This window comes from Streptomyces fildesensis (assembly GCF_016107395.1).
Taxonomy (GTDB): Bacteria; Actinomycetota; Actinomycetes; order Streptomycetales; family Streptomycetaceae; genus Actinacidiphila; species Actinacidiphila fildesensis.
Genome location: NZ_JAAIKO010000013.1, coordinates 1 through 13,806, shown reverse-complemented (window position 1 = coordinate 13,806; position 13,806 = coordinate 1). Strand labels below are relative to the sequence as shown.

Sequence of the window (13,806 nt, the reverse complement as noted above, 5' to 3'; positions counted from 1 at the left end):
CCGTCCCAGGCCCCCTCCCCCACCTGAGGCTGCGTGCTGATGCCCACTCACCCCAGCAGCGATACCGGCCAGGACGGCCCACCGACGCGCACCCGCATGCCCGAAGGGCACGGCGGGCACGGCGCCGCGCCACGCCGCACCAAGCCGAGCCGCGCCCTGGTGACGGTCCTCGGCGTCGTCGTCCTCCTCGTCGCCGTGATCGTCCTCGCCAACCGGGGCGGTGGCAACACCGCCTCCGACGGCGCGTCCTCCGGCGGCACCAAGGGCACCAACGCCAACCCCACCGCCCCGACCGGCGACAAACCGGTCACGGGCAACAACGCGGGGATCGCGGCGGGCTTCGCGAAGTCGGAGCAGGGGGCACAGTCCGCGGCGGCGAACTACGCGGTGGCGCTGGGGGGTGACGGGATGTTCAACACGGACCGCCGCCACGCGATCATCGACGCGATCGCGGACAGGAGCACGGTCGGCACGATGCAGGCAGGCTTCGACACCAACTATTCGAAGGCCTTCCTGGCCGGCATCGGGCTGAGCGCCGACGGTGCCGCCCCGGCCGGTCTGACCTTCGTCGACCGCACCATCCCGGCCGGCACGAAGATCGACAAGTTCGACGGTGACACGGCGAACGTCTCGGTATGGTGCGCCGGCATGTTCGGCCTGGCGGGCAACGCCTCGACCAAACCGGTGACGAACAACTGGTTCACCGTCACTTTCACGCTGAAGTGGAACGGTTCGGACTGGAAGGTCCTCGATACCGGACAGAAGAAGGGCCCGACCCCAGTGAGCGGCGACAATCCGGTGTCCGGTGCTGGCGAGATCGCGGACGCGGTCAAGGGTTTCGGAGGGTTCACGTATGCGCGGTAGCCGACGTCTACGTGCCCTTTCGCTCACAGGAGTCGTGGCGGGCATCCAGACCGCCGCCGTTCTCCTGGCGACCCGCGCCGCCGCGGCCCCGACCCCTACTCCGACGCCGGCCCCCACGGCGAGCAGCGACCCCTGCGCGCTCATCTCGGGTCCCGCCAAGGAGTACTGCGAGAAGGGCAAAGGCGGCGGAGGCGGCCCCTCCAACCCCCTCCCCGACACCCTCGACCCCCTCAGCGCCCTCGCGAAGGGCTGTGCCGACGCCGCCTCCTGGGTGATCACCAAGCTCTCCAAGGCGATCACGTCCACCACACAGGTGGACTTCACCAACACCACCTTCCTGCGCCAGTACGCCGTCGTGTTCGCCGCCTCCACGATCCTCACGCTCGTCCTCTGGCTGCTGGCCGTCGCCAAGCGGGCCGTGCGCGGTGTGCCGCTGACGGAAGCGTTGACGGAGGCCGTGGGGTTCCTGTGGCTGACGGTGCTGGCCTCGGCGTTCACGCCGCTGGTGCTCTACACGGTGGTGTCGGCGACGGACGCCGTGACGGATGTGATCGCGGCCGGCACGTCGTCGAACACCAACACGTTCTTCGGCAACTTCTCCGCCGCCCTCGCCAAGGGCCAGGACATCGGCGGCGGCCCGATCATGCTGATCGTCGTGTCCATGGTGTCGGTGCTGGCCGCCGGCGTGCTGTGGCTGGAGCTGGTGATCAGGGCCGCGCTGCTCTACGTCGGCGCGCTGCTCGGCACCGCGGTGTACTCCGGGCTGGTCGACAAGAACATGTGGGGCCATGTCCGCCGCTGGGCGGGCATCATGATCGCGGTCATCCTCGTCAAACCGGTGATCGTGATCGTGCTGGGCCTGGCGGGGGCGCTGAGCGCGTCCGACGGGCCGAACTCGTTCTCCGCCGTCGTCTCGGGACTGGCGATCATCCTGCTGGCGATCTTCGCGAGCTTCATGATCTACCGCTTCGTGCCGGGCTTCGGCGATGACGTCGTGAGCCTGAAGAACAACCGCAAGGAAGCCGGCGGCGCCCAGGCCGCGGCCGTGATCTCCTCGCCCGCCGCGCTGGTGAAGCAGGGCATCAAGACGCACAGCGCGCGCGGTGGTCCGCAGGAGCAGGCAACCAGTGGGGGCGGCCAGCCGTCCAACCCGGTGTCCGGCGGCGTGGCCGCCCACGGCAGCCGCAACGGCAACCCCGGCCCGAGCGGCGGCGGAGGCGGTGGCGGAGGTTCGAACGGTGTCCCGGCGGCGCCCGCGCCCCGCACCACACCGGACCGCGGGAACAACAGCAACGGCAACGGAAACAAGCACGGAGGTGATCGCCGGTGACGTCCCAGCCCTTCACCCAGCCGCGCCGCACATATCTGATCGGCAAGGCCCGCCCGAACGCGATCGTCGGCAAGAACCGGGAGACCGGGGAGATCGCGCTGATCGTCGTCGGCGCGTTCCTGGGCATGATGTGCGGCCTGCTGGTCCCGATACTCCCGTTGCGCATCCTCACCCTCGTCGGGTGGCCGCTGCTGGCGTTCGCCGCCGTCTACATGCCGTACCGGCGGCGGACGTTCTACCGCTGGTTCGAGATCAACCGCACCTACCGCCGTACGCTGCGCCGCTCCCCCGCCTACCGGTCCGCGGTCTCCGAGGCCGGTATCGGGCTCGACGGGCGTGAGGTCGAGGTCGGGCCGCCGCCCGGCATCGGCCGGATCAACTGGCTGTCGGCGCCGTTCGGCCCCGACGAGATCGCCGTACTGCTGCACATCGACCGCAGGACCGTGACCGCCGCGATCGAGATCGAGGGCCCCGGCGTCGGGCTGCGCGACAGCGAGGACCAGGAAGCCCTGGTGGAACGGTTCGGCACGCTGCTCAAGCACGTGGCGAACGGCGACGGCTACGTCACCCGCCTCCAGATGCTGGCCCGTACGCTGCCCGCCGACCCGGACGCGCACGCGAAGGACGTCTCGCTGCGCGGTGACCCACAGGCCGAGTCCTGGCTCAAGGACTCCTACGAGCAGCTGCAGTCGATGGTGTCGACCTCCTCCGAGCAGCACCGGGCCTATCTCGTCGCCTGTATGCACTTCACCCGCGAGCTGGCCGCCGAGGGCCACGCGCTGGCCCGCGCGACCGTCACCCGCCGCTCCGAGGTCGACAAGGACGCGGGGCTCGCCGCCGTCATGGCCCGTGAGCTCACCGACATCTGCGCCCGGCTCGCCGAGGCGGACATCCGGGTCCGCCAGCCGCTCGGCCAGGCCCGGCTGTCGTCCCTCGTCCACTCGATGTACGACCCGGACCACCCCATCGACCACATCCAGGCGATGACCCGGCGCAACGCCTGGCCGGCCGAGCTGGATGCGACGGAGCCGACGTATCTGCAGGCCAAGACCCGCGAATCGTCCACCCGCGCGCCCTGGCACCACTCCACGGCCTGGGTGAAGGAATGGCCGATGACGCCCGTCGGCGTCAACTTCCTCGCCCCGCTGCTCGTCCACACCCCGGACGTGATCCGCACGGTCGCGGTCTGCATGGACCTGGAGCCGACCGATGTCGCCATCGAGCGGATGCTGACCGAGAAGACGAACGACGACGCGGACGCCAGCCGCGCCGCCAAGATGAACCGGGTGATCGACCCGCGCGACGTCGCCCACCACGGCCGCGTCGACCAGCGCGGCGAGGACCTCGCCAGCGGGGCCGCCGGAGTGAACCTCGTCGGCTACATCACCGTTTCCTCCCGCTCGCCCGAAGCCCTTGCGCGTGACAAGCGCACGATCCGCGCCTCAGCGGGTAAGTCGTATCTGAAACTGGAGTGGTGCGACCGCGAGCACCACCGTGCGTTCGTGAACACGCTGCCGTTCGCGACCGGAATCCGCCGCTAACAGGAGGCCCATCATGCCCATGCTGGACCCCCTCGCCGCGCTCACCGACGCGTTCACCGGCTTCCTGTTCGGGAAGGTGGAGTCGACGCGGCTGCCCGTCCGCACCTCCACCGGACAGGCGCAGGCCGTGTACCTGCCCACCGCGGCCCCCGGCCTCGGCGACTCCGGCGTGATCATCGGCCGCGAGGTGTACTCCGGCAAGGGCTACATCTACGACCCGTTCCAGCTCTACGGCCAGCAGCTGCCCGCCCCGCACTGGCTGGTGCTCGGTGAGTCCGGCAACGGCAAGTCCGCGCTGGAGAAGACGTACGTGCTGCGCCAGCTGCGCTTCCGCGACCGCCAGGTCGTCGTGCTCGACGCCCAGGGCGAGGACGGCGTCGGCGAATGGAACCTGATCGCGAAGGCGCTCGGAATAACTCCTATCCGCCTGGACCCGATGGCCGCCCTCAACGGCGGCATCAAGCTCAACCCGCTGGACCCGGCGATCGCCGCGACCGGGCAGCTCGCGCTGCTCCGCACGATCATCGAGGTCGCGATGGGGCGCGCCCTGGACGAGCGGTCCGGCTTCGCCCTCAAGGTCGCCCACGCGTATGTCACGGAGACCACCACCGAGCGGCAGCCGATCCTCACCGACATCGTCGAGCGGCTCCGACATCCCATGCCGGACTCCGCCGAGGCGATGAACGTCGATGTCGACGACGTCCGGGCATGGGGCCTGGACGTGGCCCTCGTGCTGGACCGGCTGGTCGACGGTGACCTGCGCGGCATGTTCGACGGCCCGACGACCAACGGCATCGACCTGGACGCGCCACTGATCGTCTTCGACCTCTCCCACATCGACCGCAACTCGATCGCCATGCCCATCCTGATGGCCATCGTCGGCGTGTGGCTGGAGCACACCTGGATCCGGCCCGACCGGGTCAAGCGCGTCTTCCTGGTCGAAGAGGCCTGGCACATCATCAACAGCCCTTTCGTGGCCCAGCTCTTCCAGCGGCTGTTGAAGTTCGGCCGCCGCCTCGGCCTGTCCTTCGTCGCCGTCGTCCACCACCTGTCGGACGTCGTGGACGGCGCAGCGGCCAAGGAGGCCGCCGCCATCCTGAAGATGGCTTCGACGCGGACGATCTATGCCCAGAAGGCCGACGAGGCTCGCGCGACGGGTTTGGTCCTCGGCCTGCCCCGGTGGGCGGTGGAGATCATCCCGACGCTCACCCCGGGTATCGCGGTCTGGGACGTCAACGGCAACGTCCAGGTCGTCAAGCACCTGATCACCGAGTCCGAACGCCCGCTGGTCTTCACGGACAGCGCGATGACCCAGTCGTCCGTCGACCACACGGCCCAGGTCGAGGCGGAGGCGGTGGCCGACGCGGCCGCGGCCGCGGAGGTCTCGCTCGCGAAGCAGTTGGCCGACGACGCGGTGGCCTGACGTGGCGGCGGAGCGACGCGGGACCGCCGAGCGGCGGGCCGAGGGCGGTGTCCCCGACGGGCTGATCCTCGGGATCCTCGGCTTTCTGCTGGGCATGACCATCATGGTCTGGACGGCCACCGGCATCGCGGGGCTGTTCGCCCACGGCCAGTGGCCCACCGCGGTGCACTTCACCCGCACCCCGCTGGCCATGCGCCACCTCATCGGCGACCCGCACGACATCCCCGGCGCCTGGCCGGAGTCCCCGCCGCCCGAGCTCCCCGGCTCCGGGCTCTTCTGGGGCATCTTCATCGGCCAGTTGATGGTTCTCTTCGTCCTGACGGTCTTCCTGATCGGTGTCCTCACCCGGTACCGCGTGGTGCGCGCCAACCGCCGCGAGGCCCGCGCGGCGGCGAAAGCCGCCCAGGACACCGCCGGAGGAGAACAGTCCGAGGACATCGGCGCCGTACCCCGCCCCCGGCGACGTGAGCCCGACCGCGAGTCCGACCGCGAGCGGGAACGTCAGCCGGAGCCCGAACCCGAGCGGCGGCCGGAGCCGACGCCCGCCGTACCCACGGCCTACGAGGCGCAGCCCCCGGTCACCGCCCCCGCGCCGCCGCAGGGCCACGGCACCCCCGTCCAGCCGGAGTTCGCCCCGGTACCGGGCGGCCAGGGCGCTCCCGGCCAGCAGAACGCCGCCGTCCCCACGGGACACGGGATACCGCCGCTCGCCCCGCCCGCGGCCGACCCGCTCGCCAGCGGTGAACTGACCCGTACGTACGCCCTGTTCGCGGCCCCGCGCGGCGACAAGGCCAAGCGGGCCGTGGAGCCCGCGATCCTGAACGCCGCCGGCGCGGTGATCGTCACGACCGCCGACGCCGAGACGTACCGCAGGACCGTCGGCAACCGCAGCAAGCTGGGCCCGGTCACCGTCTACGATCCGGCGCATCTGATCGACCTTCCGGGCCGCCTCCGTTGGGCCCCGCACACCGGCTGCGAGGACGCGCCGAAGGCGGCGACCCGCGCCGCCGCACTCCTCGCACCGCTGCGGCCCACCAGCAGCCTGGACTCCCTCACGTTCGCGGCGGCGGAGACGCTGCTGCGCTGCTGGCTGCACGCGGCGGCCGTCGACGGACTGCCGTTCCGTCAGGTGCACCGCTGGGCGGCGGGCGGCGCCGCGGGCGGCGAGGCGGTACGGATCCTGCGTACGGCGCGAACGGCCGCTCCCGGCTGGAGCGGCGAGTTGGAGTCGATACTCCACGCCCACCCCGAGCGCCGGGATGCCGCGCAAGCGCTGATACACCGGGGGCTGGAGTGCCTCAACTCCATCCATATCAGGGACGCCTGCAATCCCGGTCGAGCCGGTGCACCCGATTGGGAGTCGTTCGTCTCCGAGAGGGGAACGCTCTACGTGGTGGGTGAAGCGATCGAGGATCCACGAGCCCGCCCGGGTGCGATGCCACTGCTGACCGCACTCGTATCGAGCGTGGTCGAGCACGGCCGGTCCATGGCTGCGAGGTCATCTGCCGGTCGGCTCGACCCACCAATCACGCTGGTCCTCGACGACATCGCGGCGCTTGCTCCGATCCCGGAGCTGCCCGCGCTGCTGGCCACCGGACAGGCCGACGGGCTTCCGGTGCTCGCGGTGTTCCGTTCGCCGGAACAGGCCAGGGACCGCTGGCGGACGGCGCTCTGGCAACAGGCGGACGTGCGCCTGTCGTTGGGCGATCCGGTCGGCGCGATCGCCGACGAGATCCCGGACGCCGTCCGGCTCGGCTAACCCGAACCGTCACCGTTCCTGCCGTCACCGTTCCTGATGGGCCGGCAGGACCATCAGCCCCGCGGCGCCCGTCCCACCGAATCGCGCACCACGATGTGCGTGCCCAGCAGATGGCGGCGCTGCGCCGGCCCGCCCGACACGTCCTCGGACAGCGCGATCCTGACCGCCTCGCGCCCCAGCTCGTACGAGGGGATGTGCACGGTCGTCAGGGGCGGGTTGAGGTCCTGCGCGAAATGCTCGTTGTTGTAGCCGACGACCGACACGTCCTCGGGAGTCCGCAGTCCGGCGTCGCGCAGCGCGGACATCGCACCCGCCGCGACCAGGTCGTCGCCCGCGAAGACCGCCGTGAACTCCGGTCTGCCGCCCGACACCGCGATCATGGACCGGACCGCCGCATAGGCGTTGTCCCGCCCCATGCCCGATCCGGAGACCTGCGCCGGCTCCGGGTCCAGACCGTGGTCGGCGAGCGCCCGGCGGTACCCGGAGAGGCGCGGCTCGAAGGTGCTGTGGCCCGGGATCCCGCCGAGGAACAGGATCCGCCGGTGCCCGGCCGACAGCAGATGGCTGGTGATCGCATAGGCGCCCGCCTCGTTGTCGTACTCGACGACGAGCACCGGCATGTCCGGGGTGGGCGCCGGGCGGCCGCACAGCACCAGCCGGGACCCGGCCGCCGACAGCGCGTGCGCGTACTCGTTCAGCCGGGCCCGGTACGGTTCGTCCTCGACGGCGCCGCCGACCAGCACCACCACCTCGGCGCGCTGCTCGCGCATCATCTGCACGAGCGCCAGCTCCCGCGCGATGTCCCCGCCGTGGCTGCACACCAGGCACAGCCGGCCGCGGGCCGCGGCCTCCTGCTCGACGCCCTGGGCGACCTCGGCGTAGAACGGGCTGTCGACGGCCTGCACGATCACCGCGACGGTCTTCGGACCGGTCCCGGCCAGCGCCCGCGCCCGCGCGTCGATGACGTAGTCCAGGTCCTTCACCGCCCGCAGCACCTTCGCGCGCGCCGCGGCGGACGTCGGATAGTTCCCGGCCAGGACCCGCGAGACCGTCGCGACCGATACGCCCGCCCGCTCGGCGACGTCCCGGATGGTCACCCGACGCTGACCGCCGGCCCGTGATGCTGCTTCCGTCATGCCCGCATGCCTGCCGTCCGATTCCGTGCGCCCCACCCCACGCTGCCACCCAGCGTAGTCGTGCCACGCCCGGCGGCAGCGCCCTCCACACCCACTGATCCGCAGAGCGGATCCCCGCCCGCTCAGGCGCCCGCTCAGGTGTTGGCGGCGTAGTCCTTGGCCAGCTCGTCGGCCATCTTCGCGCGGCCGTCGTTGCGCATCTTCTTGACCGCCGCGTCCCATTCGCCGATCGGCTTCCGTCCGGCCACGATGCTCATCACGCTGTCCTTCAGATACTGGTCGATAGTGGCGCCGACCCGGCTCAGCGTCGCCGACTGCAGTCCGAAGCGCGGATTGCGGACCATCATCGGCATGGCCTTGACCTGCCACGCGTGGTTGATCCGGACCGCCTCCGGCCGGCCGGGGATGAAGAGCACCTGCGGCGCGTCGCACAGGTACTTGAACGGCAGGTTGGTGTTGCCCTCCAGCAGCCCCAGGTCGTTCAGCTTGGGCGACCCGTCGGCACCGCGGCTGAAGTGGGTGCCCTCGATGCCGAAGTGCAGCAGCTCGTACTCCTTGCTGCCGAACGGCGAGGCGAGATAGTCCAGCACCCGCAGCATGAGCTTGATCCGGTCGTTCGACGCCTTCTTCAGCACGGTGTAGCCGAAGATGTTGCGCGCCTGCTGGATCGCCGGCTTCGCACCGCCCGAGCCGCTCGCGTCGTACGGCAGCGCGACGTCCAGGTCGAACTTCCCCTTGATGCCCTGGACGTTGCTGATCAGCGCGCCGAAACCGTCCGTCATCGAGCCGACGGTGCCGTTGTAGAACTGCGTCTTGAGATCCACCTGCGAGGTCGCCGAGGCGTTCGGCTCGAACACCCCGGCCGACCGCAGCTTCGCCATGTACTCGATGGCCGCCCGGAATTCGGAGGTGGCGTACGCGTCGGTGAACGTGCCGCCCTCCACCTTCCACTCGTAGGGCGCACCGAACGCCATCGCGTGCAGGTTGAGCCCGAACACGCCCTGCTGCGAGGCACCCAGCGCGTACGTCCTGCCCTTGGTCGCGGCCTTCGACACGGCCAGGAAGTCGTCCGCGGTCCAGCCGTCCTTCATCCCGGCCCCGGCGAACAGGTTCCGGTTGATCCACAGCTGGTTGCCGGGCTTGGAGCGCTCCACCGGCACCCCGAAGATCCGGCCGCCGATACGGCCCATGTCCTGCCAGGCGTACCTGGGGATGTTCGCCAGGTTCGGGTACTGCTTGACGGCGTCGCCCGACAGCAACTCCGACAGGTCGGCGCACTTGGACTGCACGAACTCGGCCTCGCGCGGCAGCACGTACCCGCCGCCGATGTTGATGATGTCCGGCAGGTCGTCGCCGGCCATCAGCGTCGCCATCTTGTTGGGGTAGTCCGAGTCCGGGACGACCGTGTACTCGATCTTCACGCCCAGCGCCTCGTTGACGGCCGTCCAGAACTTATTCTGCGCGGCCGCCTTGGGCGGCGTCCCGTACGTGATCGTCAGCACCTTGATCGTGCTGCCGTCACCCGGCTTGGCGGCCACCGCCCGCACCAGGTTCTTCGGGTAGGAGGTGAAGCCGGCCTGCACACCGTTCGCCGAACCCGGCAGGTCAGGCACCGGCCCCTGGAAGGGCAGATGCGTCGGCCAGGCGGCCAGCTTCTTGCCGGCGTTGGAGACGTCGTGCCCGCCCGCGGAGGACGAACAGGCGGTGAGGACGGACGGGACCGCGAGGGCGGCGCCACCGGCGGCGATCGAGCGCAGCAGGGTACGCCGCGAGTACGACGAGGAACTCAACGGAGGTGTCCTTTCGGAAGGAAGACTCGCAACGGAGGACTCGCGAAGGTGGGCGGGGAGCTCAGCTCTTGATGGCGCCGGTGAGCACGCCCTTGGTGAAGTACTTCTGCAGGAAGGGGTAGACGACGAGGATCGGCACCGTGGCCACGACGAGCACCGCCATCTGGATCGTCTGCGGCGCCGACACCATGCCCGCCTCGCTCACCCCGGTGTCGGCGATCTGCGCGCCGTTGATCACATACGTCCGCAGCACCTGCTGCAGCGGCCAGTGGTCGGAGTTGAGATAGATCGAGGCGTAGAACCAGGCGTTCCAGTAGGAGACCGCGTAGAAGAGCCCGACGACGGCCAGTGCCGCTTTGGAGAGCGGAAGGACGATCTTCCGTAGCACCGTCCAGTCCCCCGCCCCGTCGAGCCGGGCCGCCTCGTACAGTTCCTCGGGCACCGACTGGAAGAAGCCGCGCAGCACGATCAGATTGAAGACGTTGATCAGCACGGGAGCGACCAGCGAGGAGTAGCTGTCCAGCATGCCCAGCCCCTTGACCAGCAGGAAGCCGGGGATCATGCCGGGCGGGAAGAGAAACGTGAAGAGGATCAGCAGCAGCACCGGGCGGCCGCCGAAGACCCCGGGGCGGCTCAGCGCGTAGGCCAGTCCGATGGTGCACGCGAGGCTCACAGCCGTACCGACGATCGTCACCCCGGCGCTCACCATCAGCGCATGGCCGACGATCCCGCCGTCGAAGATCTGGTGGTAGGCGCGCAGGGTCGGGTGCTGCGGCCACAGCACCCAGCCGCCGTTGTCCACGACCTCCTGGTGGGAGGCCAGACTGGTCGAGACGATGATCAGGAACGGGACGAGGACCAGCGCCACGACCGCCGTCAGCGCCACGGCCTTCGCCGCCCGCGTGACCGGCCGCGGCTTCTCCATCCAGCTGGGTCGGACAGCGCTCATCGGTACACCCCCTGCTCCCCGAGGCGATGGGCGATCTTGTTCGCCGTGTAGACCAGCGCGGCACCGACCAGGCCCTTGAACAGCCCCGCGGCGGCGGCGAACCCGAAGTCGCCGCCGATGATGCCCTTGTAGTAGACGAAGGTGTCGATGATCTCCGCCGCCTCCGGCCCCACGGCCGGGCGCTGCAGCAGCATCTGCTCGAAGCCGACGGACAGCACGTCGCCGAGCCGCATGATCAGCAGCAGCACGACAATGGGCCGCACGGCGGGCAGCGTGACGTGCCAGAAGCGCCGCCACGGTCCGGCGCCGTCGATCGCGGCCGCCTCGTACTGCTGCTCGTCGACCTGGGCGAGCGCGGCGAGGAAGATGATCGTCCCCCAGCCGGCGTCCTTCCAGATCACCTGCGCCACGACCAGCGGTTTGAAGGCATCGGGGTTCCCGATGATGTCGACGCTGTGCAGCCCGGCGTCGCCGAGCGCGCTGTTCAGCAGGCCGGTGTCGCCCAGCAGTTGCTGGAAGAGCGCGACGACGATCACCCAGGACAGGAAGTGCGGGAGATACGCGACGCTCTGGACGAAACGCCGGACGCTGTCCCTCGTCAGGCTGTGCAGGAGCATGGCGAGCGCGAGCGGGACGGGGAAGTAGAACGCCAGCTGCAGCAGCGCTATCCACAGGGTGTTGACAACGGCCGCCCAGAAGTCGGTGTCCTCGACCATCCGCTGGAAGTTCTCCGGCCCGATCCACTGGCTGGCCCACAGCCCGTCGAACGGCACGTAGTCCTTGAACGCGATGACGTTGCCGGCCATCGCGCCGTAGTGGAACAGCAGGAAGTACGCCAGTCCCGGCAGCATCAGCAGCAGCAGGACCCGGTCCTTGCGAAACCGCTTCCACCGCGAGTCCCGGCGGGGCGGCCCACCCGGCTCGGCCGCCCACCCCTCCCGTTCCTGCTCCTCGAAGGGCGCTACGACCGCATGACTGCGGTCGGTGGCGCCCCGATTGGCTATCGCCATCGCGTCCTCCCTGACGGTCAAGGTGGGAGGAAACTAAACCGGTTACTACGCAGGGTCAAGACCTTCAACCAGTGTTGTTCTTGACCTGAGGGGCTGGCCGTTCTAGCCTCCGATCAACATCAAGTAACCGTTTACATCGTGGGGGTTGTCATGCCGGACCGACCGACCGCAGTCCTGGCCATGCGCGCGGACGTGGTCGACGCGGTACTCCCCGCCGATCTGCGGGCCCGGCTCGAGAGCTGCGTACGACTCCATCCCGACGTCATCACCAGCGGCTTCGACACCCTCGCGGCCCGCACGGCACTCCGCGCCGCGGACCTGCTCATCACCGGCTGGGGCTGCCCCCTCATCGGCCCGGACACCCTCGCCGCGACCCCCCGGCTGGGCGCCGTCATCCACGCCGCCGGCACCGTCAAGGACCATGTGCACCCGGCCGTCTGGCAGCGCGGAATCTCCGTCTCCTCCGCGGCCGACGCCAACGCGGGCCCGGTCATCGAGTTCGCTCTGGCCACCATCGTGCTGGCCGCCCGCCGCACCCTGGGCACCGCAACCCAGTACGCCCGCGGCGACCTGCCGGGCTTCGGCGAACGTCAGGGGGGCGACGGGGCGACCATCGGCGTCATCGGGGCTTCCCGTATCGGCCGAGGCGTCATCGACCGCCTCACGACCGCGAGCGCCGGCTACCGCGTGCTCCTCGCCGACCCGTATGTATCGGCGCAGACGGCCGCCGAACTCGGCGTCCAGCTCGTGGAGTTGGACGACCTGTGCCGGTCCTCCGACGTCGTCACCGTCCATGCCCCGGATCTGCCCGAGACGCACCATCTGCTCGACGCCCGGCGGCTGGCCCTGCTCCGCGACGGCGCCGCACTCATCAACACCGCCCGCGGCCGGCTCATCGACACCGACGCCCTGGTCCGCGCATGCTCCACCGGCCGCCTGGAGGCCTACCTCGACGTCTCGGAACCGGAGCCACTCCCTCACGGCCACCCGCTGTTCGGCCTCCCCAACGTCCTGGTCACGCCGCACATCGCCGGCTGCCAGGGCAGCGAGGTCCGCCGCCTCGGCGCCTACGCCGTCGACGAAGTACGGCGCTGGACCCGGGGCGAGCGTCTGTTGGGCGAGGTCAGCGCGGCCGACCTGGAGCGCATCGCGTAGCCCCGCGGTTGCGTGGGCTCGTGCTCAGGAAGGGCGGGGGAGCTCCATCTCGTACTCGGTCTGCGACTCGTCGAGCGGGAACGCCATCGTCTCGCCGGTCCTCGTGAACCCCAGCCGCGCGTAGAACGCCTGCGCCCGCGCGTTGTCCTCGTGCACCCACAGCCGGACCCGGCCGATCTTCTCGGGCAGTTCCCAGGACCAGTCGATCGCGGCCCGCAGCATCCGCTCGGACAGCCCGTTGCCGCGGCCCTCCGGCGCCATGTAGACGCCGACGATATGGGTCTGCGGGACCGGGAACGCCGCTCCGACCTCCACCAGCACGGTTGCGGAACCCACCCATTCGCCGGCCTCGTTGACGGCCACGAACCCGGGGGTGGTCCCTCTGCGCTGCCACGTCTCCTCGGGGAAGGCCGCTTCCGTCTCGTAGGTGTTGACGAAGGCCACGCTGCTCGCCGGATCCAGAAGCGCGGCCAGCCTCAGCTGCCTCCGCTGCTGCCACTCGTGCGGCTGGGTGGCACGTATCTCGTATCCCATAGGGCGATCGTGTCAGCCGTCCGGGCAGCATCGCAACGCAAAAAACCTCAGGCCCGGGATCAGAGATCCCGGGCCTGAGGCCAATGATTGTTCGGCGGCGTCCTACTCTCCCACAGGGTCCCCCCTGCAGTACCATCGGCGCTGAAAGGCTTAGCTTCCGGGTTCGGAATGTAACCGGGCGTTTCCCTAACGCTATGACCACCGAAACACTATGAAGTTAACCAACCGGGTATTATCACGGTTCGTTACTTCAGAACTACACAGTGGACGCGAAGCAAAAATAGTTAGACAAGCCCTCGGCCTATTAGTACCAGT

The 13,806-nt window shown here is 69.9% G+C and carries 11 protein-coding genes and 1 rRNA gene; 6 read left to right on the top strand and 6 right to left on the bottom strand.

Annotation, left to right across the window (positions count from 1 at the left end):
- Positions 1–39 precede the first annotated feature (39 nt).
- The 5 genes from C6N31_RS19465 to C6N31_RS19445 are packed head-to-tail and all read left to right on the top strand — an operon-like array spanning position 40 to position 6,917.
- On the top strand, positions 40–864 hold the full coding sequence (locus C6N31_RS19465; protein WP_138358461.1) for a hypothetical protein: 825 nt from the start codon (positions 40–42) through the stop codon (positions 862–864).
- Positions 854–2,194 carry a hypothetical protein gene (locus tag C6N31_RS19460; protein WP_138358459.1) on the top strand — a complete coding sequence of 447 codons (1,341 nt, stop codon included), beginning with the start codon at positions 854–856 and terminating at the stop codon, positions 2,192–2,194. The genes C6N31_RS19465 and C6N31_RS19460 overlap by 11 nt, the downstream gene beginning before the upstream one ends.
- On the top strand, positions 2,191–3,735 hold the full coding sequence (locus tag C6N31_RS19455; RefSeq protein ID WP_138358457.1) for an SCO6880 family protein: 1,545 nt from the start codon (positions 2,191–2,193) through the stop codon (positions 3,733–3,735). Before C6N31_RS19460 ends, C6N31_RS19455 begins: the two co-directional genes overlap by 4 nt.
- A 19-nt stretch (positions 3,736–3,754) precedes the next feature.
- Positions 3,755–5,158, top strand: coding sequence for an ATP-binding protein (locus C6N31_RS19450; protein WP_164295100.1), 1,404 nt, complete (start codon positions 3,755–3,757; stop codon positions 5,156–5,158).
- A 1-nt stretch (position 5,159) separates the two neighbouring features.
- Complete coding sequence (locus tag C6N31_RS19445) at positions 5,160–6,917, top strand: type IV secretory system conjugative DNA transfer family protein (RefSeq protein WP_138358455.1); 1,758 nt, start codon at positions 5,160–5,162, stop codon at positions 6,915–6,917.
- Between the two features lie 53 nt (positions 6,918–6,970).
- Here the strand turns inward: C6N31_RS19445 and C6N31_RS19440 are convergent, their stop codons facing one another.
- The 4 genes from C6N31_RS19440 to C6N31_RS19425 all read right to left on the bottom strand — a co-directional run bounded on the left by C6N31_RS19440 (position 6,971) and on the right by C6N31_RS19425 (position 11,643).
- Positions 6,971–8,053 carry a LacI family DNA-binding transcriptional regulator gene (locus C6N31_RS19440; protein ID WP_138358453.1) on the bottom strand — a complete coding sequence of 361 codons (1,083 nt, stop codon included), beginning with the start codon at positions 8,051–8,053 and terminating at the stop codon, positions 6,971–6,973.
- A gap of 134 nt (positions 8,054–8,187) precedes the next feature.
- Positions 8,188–9,843: an extracellular solute-binding protein gene (locus tag C6N31_RS19435; RefSeq protein WP_138358451.1), complete on the bottom strand. Its 1,656-nt coding sequence runs from the start codon at positions 9,841–9,843 to the stop codon at positions 8,188–8,190.
- Positions 9,844–9,904: 61 nt separating this feature from the next.
- Entirely contained in the window at positions 9,905–10,792 is an 888-nt protein-coding gene (locus C6N31_RS19430) for a carbohydrate ABC transporter permease (protein ID WP_138358449.1), read from the bottom strand.
- Positions 10,789–11,643, bottom strand: coding sequence for an ABC transporter permease (locus C6N31_RS19425; RefSeq protein ID WP_138358495.1), 855 nt, complete (start codon positions 11,641–11,643; stop codon positions 10,789–10,791). Before C6N31_RS19425 ends, C6N31_RS19430 begins: the two co-directional genes overlap by 4 nt.
- 309 nt (positions 11,644–11,952) lie before the next feature.
- On the opposite strand from C6N31_RS19425, the gene C6N31_RS19420 reads away from it, so the two are divergent.
- Complete coding sequence (locus tag C6N31_RS19420) at positions 11,953–12,957, top strand: hydroxyacid dehydrogenase (RefSeq protein WP_232485408.1); 1,005 nt, start codon at positions 11,953–11,955, stop codon at positions 12,955–12,957.
- A gap of 24 nt (positions 12,958–12,981) precedes the next feature.
- Here C6N31_RS19420 and C6N31_RS19415 read toward each other — a convergent pair whose 3' ends face one another.
- The gene (locus tag C6N31_RS19415) at positions 12,982–13,491 is read right to left on the bottom strand and encodes a GNAT family N-acetyltransferase (protein WP_138358447.1); all 510 of its coding nucleotides are present in this window, start codon (positions 13,489–13,491) and stop codon (positions 12,982–12,984) included.
- An 89-nt stretch (positions 13,492–13,580) separates the two neighbouring features.
- A 5S ribosomal RNA gene (gene rrf / locus C6N31_RS19410) occupies positions 13,581–13,697 on the bottom strand.
- Positions 13,698–13,806 lie beyond the last annotated feature (109 nt).